Consider the following 8,727-nt stretch of genomic DNA (forward strand, 5'->3'; position numbering starts at 1 on the left):
CCACCCGCGAGGTCCTCATCAGCTCCCTGGCGATGCTCGCCAACAAGCACGCAGACCTGCCGTCCCGCAAGCACGGCAACCCCCCGCAGTAATCCCTGCGGTAACTCAGCGGTCATCAGAGACACACACCCCGGCCGCACATGACATGTGCCGCAAGACATGCCGCGCCACGTAGGTGTCCCGGCGCGCGCATGTCCGGGAACGAGCATGTCCCGATACGGACATGACCCGGCCCGGACATGTCCCGGCACGAACGCGTCCGGCACATACATGTTCCCGAGACGCGCATGTCCCGGCACACATGCCCAAGCACCCTCCATCCCTCACACACCAGAGGAACCTCTCCCATGACCACTTCGACTCCTGCGTCCGACGCCCGCCAGATGCTGCGCGTAGAGAGGGGGCACGCCGAACCCGAGGAACTCGCGGCCATCGCCGTGATCCTGCTGGCCCGCGCCGCCGCGCCGGGCCCGACTCAGTCCCGCCGCACACAATCCCGCGCCGGCTGGCGCCGCCTTGAGCGCGAGCCCGGCTTCCGCGCCCCGCACAGCTGGCGCTGATCGCACCAGTTGACGATGACTGGCTCTCCAGGTCCGGATGCCAGGGTCTGACAGAGGATGACTCGACCGGGAGGTCAGCATGGGCACGACTTCGCCCGCCCGCCGTCACGCAGACGTAGACGTAGACGTAGAGATGCCCGTCAGCTCGGCGACACTCCGCAGTGTGCTGCGCGAGGTCCCGACGTCCGTCACCGTGGTCACGGCGACAGCGGGGGGCAGGCCGGCGGGGCTGACCGTGGGGTCGTTCGTGTCGGTGTCCCTGGATCCGCCGCTCATCGGGATCTTCGTCGACGAGAAGTCCTCCAGCTGGCCGGAGATGCGGAACTCGGACACCTTCACCGTCAACGTCCTCGCGGGCGACCAGCAGGAGCTGTGCACCCGTTTCGCGACCAGCGGCAGGGACAAGTTCGCCGGCCTCCCGCTGCAGAAGTCCCCGCTGGGCAACCCCTTGCTGCCGGGCATCGCCGCATGGATCGACTGCCGGGTCGAGGAAATCCGCAAACTGGGCGACCACCACTTCGCCCTGGCCCGGGTGACCGGCATGGACACCACGGCGGCCACCACATCCATCGTCTTCCACCGCGGCGCCCTGCACGCGGTCCCGTAGACGGAGGGCGCCGCGGAAGACGGCCTCGCAGAATACGGCCACGCTTGTGCCCCCGAGCTGAGATGACAGCTCGGGGGCACAAGCGGTTGAAGCGGGAGCGCGACCGCGGGGGAGTGTGAAGCAACTCGCCTGCAGTAACGCGCAGTTGGCTCAGCGGCCCGCCCTCGTGGGTACCGGCTCCTGCCGGGGCTCGGTGCGGTGGTGTTCCTCCTCAGCGGGGGGCTGCGGCTCGGCGGATTTGCGGGGCATGAGTGCAGCGACGATCAGGGCGCCCGCGCCTAGGGTGATTGCGCCGATCAGGCTGGTCTGGGAGACCGCGTCGGAGAAGGCGGAGCCGACCGCGTCGGCCATCTGGGCCGAGCCCTGCGTGATCTCCGCGGCCTGCTGCTTGAGCTGGGCGGCCTCGGCGGGCGAACCGGCCTGCGCGGCCTGCTCGGTGAGTTGCTGTGCCTTCTCCTGGAAGGACTGTGCCACCGCGTTGCCCGCGCCCACCGAGTCCTTCGCGGCCTCAAGGGCCTCCGGCGGCACCTTGCTCCCCTCGGTCTCGTCGGTGAGGTTCGACGCGTACGAGGAGGCGAGCGCCGAGCCGAGCACGGCGATGCCGAGTGATCCGCCGAGTTCGAGCGAGGTGTCGTTCACGGCGCCGCCGACGCCGAGTTCCGACTCGGGGAAGGCGCCCATGATGGTGTCCGTGCAGGGGGAGACGGCCAGGCCCAGGGAGAGGCCGAGCAGCGCCAGCGGCGCCACGAAGTCCGAGTACGTGGAACTCCCGTCGACGCCGATGAGCAGCGCGAGGGCCGTCGTACCGCCCACCATGCCCACCGTCACCATGATGCGTGCGCCCAGGCGCGGCGTCAGCGCGCCGGTGAGCGCGGCGCCCAGGAACACGCCGAAGGCGAGCGGCAGCATGCGGATGCCGGTCTCCAGCGGGTCGTAGTCCAGGACGAACTGGAAGTGCTGCGTGAGGTAGTAGAAGACGCCGAACACGGCGAGGAAGAAGACCGCGATGGCGAGGTTGGCGCCGGCGAAGGCGCGCTCGGCGAACTTCCGCACGTCCAGGATCGGCCGCGGGTGGCGCAGCTCCCACCAGACGAACAGGAGCAGACCGAGCGCGGCGATCGCCGCGGCGGTGAACGCCGACTTGCCCCAGCCGAAGTGGGGACCGTCGATGATCATGTAGATCAGGGCGCCGGACCAGATGACGGAGAGCACGCCGCCGCCGTAGTCGATCCGACCGCGGTCACCGGCCTTGGACGGCGGCACAAGGACGTACGCCGCGAGGACCGCGACGACGCACACCGGGACGTTGATCAGGAAGGTGGACTCCCAGCCGTTGTCCTTGAGGAGCACACCGGCGATCAGCGGCCCGGCCGCGATGGAGAGGCCCGAGGTGGCCGCCCAGATGGTGATGGCCTTGGCCCGCTCCTCGCGCGGGAACGTCGCCGCGAGCAGCGAAAGCGTCGCGGGCATGATCATGGCGGCGCCGAAGCCCATGACCGCGCGGACGACGATGACTTGGGCCGAGGTGTCGGCGAAGGTGCCGGCCACGCCGCCCGCGGCCATGATGAGCAGGCCGAGCACGAGCGAACCGCGGCGGCCGTACTTGTCGCCGATCGCGCCGAGCAGCAGCATCAGCGCGGCGTACGGAACGGTGTACGCGTCGATGACCCACTGAAGGTCGGAGCTGGACAGATCGAGATCGCGGGTCATGGCCGGTGCTGCAACCGTCAGGGCGGTGTTCGCCATGACCGAGATCATCAGACTCAGGCAGAGCACCAGCAGCGCCCACCAGCGTCGGGCATACGGCCCGTTCATCCGCTCGACCGGCTTGTTGACGATTAACGGCATGGGTCCCCCTCCGTTCTTGGTTCCGGCTCTGCGGCCGACCGGGCGGCAACCGCGCCGACAGGGGGCGGTTGCACCGACAGCCGGCAGGTGCGCCGACGGTCGGCGGGTGCAGAGCGGCGCAACAGCAAGTTGCACACACCTGTGCAATGTAGCGGTACTTGCACATGCCTGTACAACTAGGAGTCATGAACCCACACGCGTCGAGCCTCAGAGCCGAAGCCAACCGCCGCCACATCCTCGACGTCGGCCTCACCGAACTGCTCCGCGCCCCGGACGCGTCCATGCATCAGATCGCCCTCGCGGCGGGCGTGGCGCGGCGCACCGTATACGGGCACTTCCCCAGCCGCGAGGCGCTGGTCGCCGCGATCATCGGCGAGGCCATCGAGGCGGTGGAGCAGGCCCACACCGTGGGCCGCGAAGGCGTCGCGGACCCCGCCGAAGCGCTGGCCCGCTCCCTCCTCGCCGTCTGGGAGGTCGTCGACCGCTACCGCCTGCTGCTCTCCCTCGCCCAGCAGAGCCTGACGATGAAGGGCATCCGCGACCGCCTCGGCGCCGTTCATGAGGCCGGTACCGGCCTCATCCGACGCGCCCTGGAGGAAGGGACGTTCACTTCTCCCCTCCCGGCGGAGGGGCTGCGCTATGTCCTTGAAGGGGTGCTGTTCTCGGTGATGGAGGCCACCAACAACGGGCACGTGCGCCCCGAGGAGGCGGGCCGGGCGACCACGGTCACCCTGTTGTGCGCGGCGGGTATGCCGTATGACGGCGCCGCCGAGTTGGTGGCCAGGATTCTGGACCGGTGAGTTCTGTGCCGCGGGGCATCACGGCGATGTCCCGCGGCATCATCGTATGACCTCCGGAGGAATTCCCGGCGCTTTCCGAAGAATACGTGTGCATGAATTTCTTGTAACTCGGAATGACGGGCCCCGACTGCCTGCGTTAAGAACGCCGAGTTGCAATGCGATGGCCGTGCGGAGAAATGCCGCGGGCGGGTAACGGGGTGCACATCACGCGCCCACTGTCCGGTAATCGCGCGGTCTTCGGCGATCCGATCCGGCCCCGGCCGTGACCGGTATGCCGTACAGCATGCGTGGTCAGGCGCGCGACGTCGGCAACTGCACTTGCGGAACATCGGAATCCGCAATTTTTCGGTCAAGCGGCACACACTATTAGTCTTGTTTCAGTCCCTCACCACCGTTAGATTGCCGTGTAAGTCGTCCGCGGCGCATATCGGCCGATTACGGGCCGCCAACGAAGCCCCCCACCGTCGCAGCACCGCGCTGTCGTGGGAAGAGCAACTGAATCCGTACGTATCTCAGGCAAGCAAGCGGGGAGTCCTGATGTGGTTTCGTATGCTTGGCCCTCTTGAAGTCATCAAGGATGGACGATCCATAGCCCTTGGCGGCACCAAACAGCGCGCCACGCTGGCGTACTTGCTGCTGAATGCGAATCGTGTGGTCCCGACCTCCGAACTGCTGAATGCATTGTGGACGGAAGGGGACGCTCCGACGACGGCGCGCAAAATTCTGCAAAACTCCGTCTGGGGTCTCCGCCGGGCATTCTCCGCTCATGACGACGCAGGGACCCTGTCCGGAACCCTGGTGACGAAGACGCCGGGATACATGATCCGGGTCGACCCCGGACAGGTCGATCTCCACGTGTTCGACCAGCAGATCGACGAGGGGCGGGCCGCCCTGCACGCGGGGCTCCCGGAAAAGGCGGCGCGGACCCTCAAGGGTGCGCTGGACCTCTGGCAGGGCCAGGCCCTCACCGACCTCGCGGAAGCCGGGATCCGCTGGCCCCAGCTCACCGCCGCGGGGAACACCCGGCTCGACACGGTCGAGGACTACTTCGAGGCTGAACTCCAGTGCGGACGGCACCAGTCGACGCTCGGCGCGCTGGAGTCGATGGTCGAGTCCGAGCCGCTGCGCGAGCGCATGTGCGGCCAGCTCATGCTGGCGCTCTACCGCTGTGGCCGACAGGCCGACGCCCTGGAGGTCTACAGCCGCCTGCGGGCCTCGCTGATCGACAACCTGGGCCTGGAACCCCGGCGCGAACTCCAGTCCCTTCAGCGGGCCATCCTGAACCACGAGCCGGCCCTCACCCCGTCCGGACCCTCCGTGTCCGCCGAGGACATCGAGAGCGTGGAGCGTGCCGAGAGCGTTGGCAGTGCAGAGAGCGTCGGGAGTGCACAGAGCGCCGAAAACGTCGAGAGCATCGACCGCGCCGAGTTTCCGACCGCGGCCGATCGCGACCCCGCAGAGCCGAGGGCGAGCATCCCCGACCCGGTGTGCGCCGTGGAACAGGCGCCGCCGCACGCCGCGGCCCCTGCGCAGCCCTCGCCCCCGTCGTCCCCGTCGGTGGTGCCGACGGCGTCGACCGGGGAGCGCGGTGTCGTGAGCGTGCTCCTCCTGCGCCTGGATTTCGGTCCCGCGCCGGACGACTCACCGTCAGGCGGCGCCGACGATCTGCGCGATGACATCGCCGACCGCGTCCGCAGCCTGGTCACCGCGTTCGACGGCAGGGTCTTCGGCTCGCTCGGCTCCACCCACCTGGCGATCTTCGACGCCCTGGACTCGGGCGGCAACCACGCCTGGTCGGCCGTACGCGCCGCCATGGCGATCCGGGACGAACTCCACGCGCAGGGCTCCTCCGACCCGCTCCCGCGATCGGACCGCGAACAGCACGGCCCGACGCTGCACGCCGCCGTGGCGACCGGCGAGGCACGCGTGCGGTACGGCGGGAGCGGCGGCGCCACGACCGGATGGTCCGCCGACGGGGAACCGCTCGAAGAGAGCCAGTTCCTGCTGCGGCACGCCGAGCCCGGCGAGGTGCTGGTCTGCGGGAAGACACGCCAGATGACGGCCTCCGCCGTGTACTACGACAGCGCGGGCGACATCCCGCACGCGTGGAAGGCCAAGGAGGAGCGCCCCCGCTTCCCCGGATCCCAACTCGGCCCCGCCGACCGGGAAGTGGAACTCGACGTCCTGCACGGCCTGTGGCACCGGGTGCGCCATCACGGCACGCCCCACGTCGTCACCATCCTGGGCGGCCCCAACACCGGCAAGAGCCAGCTGCTGGAGGAGTTCGAGCGCCGCATCCTGGACCAGGCGCTCCCGCCCCGGTTCCTCTCGTACTCCCTGCCCTGCCAGCCGCCGGAGCGGTCGTACGCCACGGAGACCCGCATGGCCGAACTGGCGGGCCTCCTCGAGCCGGAGGCATCGGCCGGCGACCCGGCGGAACCGCGACCGGTGGTGATAGCCATCGACGACCTGCACCTGACCGACGAAACACTCCTGGACTACGTGGGCAACGTGTGCAGCGGGACGGCCAGCGGACCCGTGTTCGTCGTGACGACGGCACGCCCGGAGCTCTTCCGCAGGCGGCCCGCCTGGGGCGGCGGCATGTCGCTCACCACGTCCCTCTCCCTGGACCCTCCGGCCCTGTGCCTCAGGAACGTCTTGCGGGACGCCCACCTCGGCACGTCCGACGCGCCGGGCCAGGGCAGCCGCAGCAACTGACCGTCTCTGCGGGAAACATGCCGGGAAGCACCCCGGGAAACACGCCGGGAAACACCTGAGCATCGACGAGGGGACCGCCGACGCGCCACGCCGGTGCGCGTGTGCCATGGGGTGGTCTCCTCGCCGGTGAACAAGTATGTGCCGCTGATGAAGACATGCACGGCGCCCTGCCCGGACGCAGGTTGGTGGGCGCGCAGCCGCACGGGGGAACGGCTGCGCGCCCGGCTCTGTGGGGTATCGCCGCGACCGGGCCCGGGTCAGCGCTGTCGCGCCTCCTGCAAGGCTCCCTGGCTCACGGCGCCGCCGGCCACGGCTGCGTCCAACACGTCGATCAGCCGGGCGATTTGCGCGTTCCGCAGGGAAAGCGCGCGCGAGACGCCCCAGGCGCTTCCCGCGACGAGGACGAGAGCCGTCGCCGCAAACCGCCAGTCCTCAAAGCTCCGCCGCATCGTCATCCCTCGTGCCTTGACCTATGGACAGTACGAGTTCTACTCAGTAATATTCTAACCACTGACTTAACTTACGAGCTATAACAAACCATAGGCTAGCTATCATGTCAATGGCTACGACTGCGAGGACGAAGCGATGGGCCAGCAAACGTCAAGTCCCTGGGTGAAACGGCGCCGGCAGGCCACACTTCTTGAAATCCGTACTACAGCACGCCAGTTGCTGCGCAAGCACGGCCCGACCGGAGTGACGGTCAATGCCGTGGCCCGCGAGATGGGCATGAGCGGCCCTGCTGTATATCGCTACTACGTCAGTCATGACGCCCTTGTCGAAGCGATCATTACGGACTTTTATCAGGAGCTCACCTCGACGATGCTGGCGGCGCGGGACGCCTGTTCCCCCGAACGCCCCGGCAGGCGGTTGCTGATGACGTGCCGGGCCATGCGCGCCTGGGCCATCGACCACCCCAGCGAGTTCAGCTGGATGTTCGCGAGCCCCGTGATGTCGGCGGTCAAGCCGGACGAGGAGTCCCCCCGGCAGCAGGCCGGGCAGCAGTTCGAGAGCGTCTTCCTCGACCAGCTCGCGGACGTATGGAAGCAGGCTCCCTATCCCGTTCCGTCCTTTGACGACCTGTCACCCTCCATCCAGCTCCAGATGACCGAATATTCGGCCCGGACGAAGACCGCGCTGCCGCCCGAGGCCCTGCACCTGTTCCTGTCGAGCTGGATCAAGCTGTACGGCCTGCTGTGCATGGAGATCCTCCGCCAGCTCGACTTCGCCTACAGCGACCTCGAGCCGGTGTTCGAGGAGAACCTCTACGAGCTGTGCACCATGCACAACCTCACGTACGAGCCCCCGACCAAGTAAGCGACTCGCGCACCGCCGCCGCGACCTGCTCGACCTGGTCCTGGAGATAGAAGTGGCCGCCGGGGAAGACGCGCACCTCGGTGGGGGCCGAGGTGAGGCCCTCCCACTGCGCCGCCTCTTCCGGCGAGACGATCGGGTCCGCCTCTCCGGTGAGCACCGTGACCGGGCAGTCAAGCGAGGCGCCCGGGGTCATGCCGTACGTCGCGAGGGCCCGGTAGTCGGCCCGCACCGCCGGCATGATCATCGAAAGCATCTCCGGATCGTCGAGTACCTCCTTGCCGACACCCCCGAGACGGTGCAGCTCGGTCAGCAACTCCTTGTCCCCGGACAGCCGGTCGCCGGGCCGCGGACCCGCAAGCGGAGCGGCACGGCCGGAGACGAACAGCCGCGTGAGGTCTTTCGACGGCTGGCCCCCGCGCAGGGACAGGGCCGCCTCGAAGGCCACGAGCGCACCCATGCTGTGACCGAAGAACGCACACGGACGGCCGTCCGAGAGGATCGCGCCCAGCTCCTCGTTGACGGCATCGGCCATCCGGGGAATCTCCTCGACGGGCTGCTCCCTGTGCCGGTCCTGACGGCCGGGGTACTGCACGCCAAGCACCTCGACGTCCGGCGCCAGCGCTCGCGCGAGCCCCGCGAAGAACGTGACGGAGCCGCCCGCGTGCGGAAAGCAGACCAGGCGGATGTCCCCCGGGCCCTTCATCCCCATCCGCCGTATCCAGTGGCTGCTGCCCATGGTCGATGCCCTCTTTCCGTTGTCGTGTCGGTGTACGGGGGCGGGGGGGGGGGGGGGGGCCCCCCCCCCCCCCCCCCCCGCGCGGAGGGTCAGAGGCCCCCCCCGCCGGCGAGGACGCAAGACGAGACTGGGGGGGGACACGGG

At 68.9% G+C, this 8,727-nt stretch carries 8 protein-coding genes; 5 read left to right on the forward strand and 3 right to left on the reverse strand.

The window, feature by feature from the left end; genetic code table 11:
• Positions 1-347 precede the first annotated feature (347 nt).
• Both ACQKIP_RS31890 and ACQKIP_RS31895 read left to right on the forward strand, forming a co-directional pair.
• On the forward strand, positions 348-560 hold the full coding sequence (locus ACQKIP_RS31890) for an acyl-CoA carboxylase subunit epsilon (RefSeq protein ID WP_365867278.1): 213 nt from the start codon (positions 348-350) through the stop codon (positions 558-560).
• Positions 561-639: 79 nt separating this feature from the next.
• A complete protein-coding gene (locus ACQKIP_RS31895) occupies positions 640-1,167 on the forward strand; it encodes a flavin reductase family protein (RefSeq protein ID WP_365867279.1) in 528 nt (175 codons plus the stop codon).
• A 150-nt stretch (positions 1,168-1,317) separates the two neighbouring features.
• Here the strand turns inward: ACQKIP_RS31895 and ACQKIP_RS31900 are convergent, their stop codons facing one another.
• Positions 1,318-3,015, reverse strand: coding sequence for a DHA2 family efflux MFS transporter permease subunit (locus ACQKIP_RS31900; RefSeq protein ID WP_365867281.1), 1,698 nt, complete (start codon positions 3,013-3,015; stop codon positions 1,318-1,320).
• Positions 3,016-3,200: 185 nt separating this feature from the next.
• Between ACQKIP_RS31900 and ACQKIP_RS31905 the strand changes: the two genes are divergently transcribed.
• Both ACQKIP_RS31905 and ACQKIP_RS31910 read left to right on the forward strand, forming a co-directional pair.
• On the forward strand, positions 3,201-3,815 hold the full coding sequence (locus ACQKIP_RS31905; RefSeq protein ID WP_365867282.1) for a TetR/AcrR family transcriptional regulator: 615 nt from the start codon (positions 3,201-3,203) through the stop codon (positions 3,813-3,815).
• 798 nt (positions 3,816-4,613) lie between these two features.
• On the forward strand, positions 4,614-6,533 hold the full coding sequence (locus ACQKIP_RS31910; RefSeq protein ID WP_365867284.1) for a BTAD domain-containing putative transcriptional regulator: 1,920 nt from the start codon (positions 4,614-4,616) through the stop codon (positions 6,531-6,533).
• A gap of 257 nt (positions 6,534-6,790) precedes the next feature.
• Here ACQKIP_RS31910 and ACQKIP_RS31915 read toward each other — a convergent pair whose 3' ends face one another.
• Positions 6,791-6,988: a hypothetical protein gene (locus ACQKIP_RS31915; protein WP_365867286.1), complete on the reverse strand. Its 198-nt coding sequence runs from the start codon at positions 6,986-6,988 to the stop codon at positions 6,791-6,793.
• Between the two features lie 130 nt (positions 6,989-7,118).
• On the opposite strand from ACQKIP_RS31915, the gene ACQKIP_RS31920 reads away from it, so the two are divergent.
• A complete protein-coding gene (locus ACQKIP_RS31920; RefSeq protein WP_365867288.1) occupies positions 7,119-7,847 on the forward strand; it encodes a TetR/AcrR family transcriptional regulator in 729 nt (242 codons plus the stop codon).
• On the opposite strand, the gene ACQKIP_RS31925 is transcribed toward ACQKIP_RS31920, so the two are convergent.
• A complete protein-coding gene (locus ACQKIP_RS31925) occupies positions 7,822-8,583 on the reverse strand; it encodes a thioesterase II family protein (RefSeq protein WP_365867290.1) in 762 nt (253 codons plus the stop codon). The genes ACQKIP_RS31920 and ACQKIP_RS31925 overlap by 26 nt on opposite strands.
• Positions 8,584-8,727 lie beyond the last annotated feature (144 nt).

The organism is Streptomyces sp. NPDC059900, assembly GCF_050270335.1.
GTDB lineage: Bacteria > Actinomycetota > Actinomycetes > Streptomycetales > Streptomycetaceae > Streptomyces.

Coding starts and splice junctions, on each gene's coding strand:
- ACQKIP_RS31890 (WP_365867278.1), top strand. CDS start 348: ATGACCACTTCGACTCCTGCGTCCGACGCCCGCCAGATGCTGCGCGTA.
- ACQKIP_RS31895 (WP_365867279.1), top strand. CDS start 640: ATGGGCACGACTTCGCCCGCCCGCCGTCACGCAGACGTAGACGTAGAC.
- ACQKIP_RS31900 (WP_365867281.1), bottom strand. CDS start 3,015: ATGCCGTTAATCGTCAACAAGCCGGTCGAGCGGATGAACGGGCCGTAT.
- ACQKIP_RS31905 (WP_365867282.1), top strand. CDS start 3,201: ATGAACCCACACGCGTCGAGCCTCAGAGCCGAAGCCAACCGCCGCCAC.
- ACQKIP_RS31915 (WP_365867286.1), bottom strand. CDS start 6,988: ATGACGATGCGGCGGAGCTTTGAGGACTGGCGGTTTGCGGCGACGGCT.
- ACQKIP_RS31920 (WP_365867288.1), top strand. CDS start 7,119: ATGGGCCAGCAAACGTCAAGTCCCTGGGTGAAACGGCGCCGGCAGGCC.
- ACQKIP_RS31925 (WP_365867290.1), bottom strand. CDS start 8,583: ATGGGCAGCAGCCACTGGATACGGCGGATGGGGATGAAGGGCCCGGGG.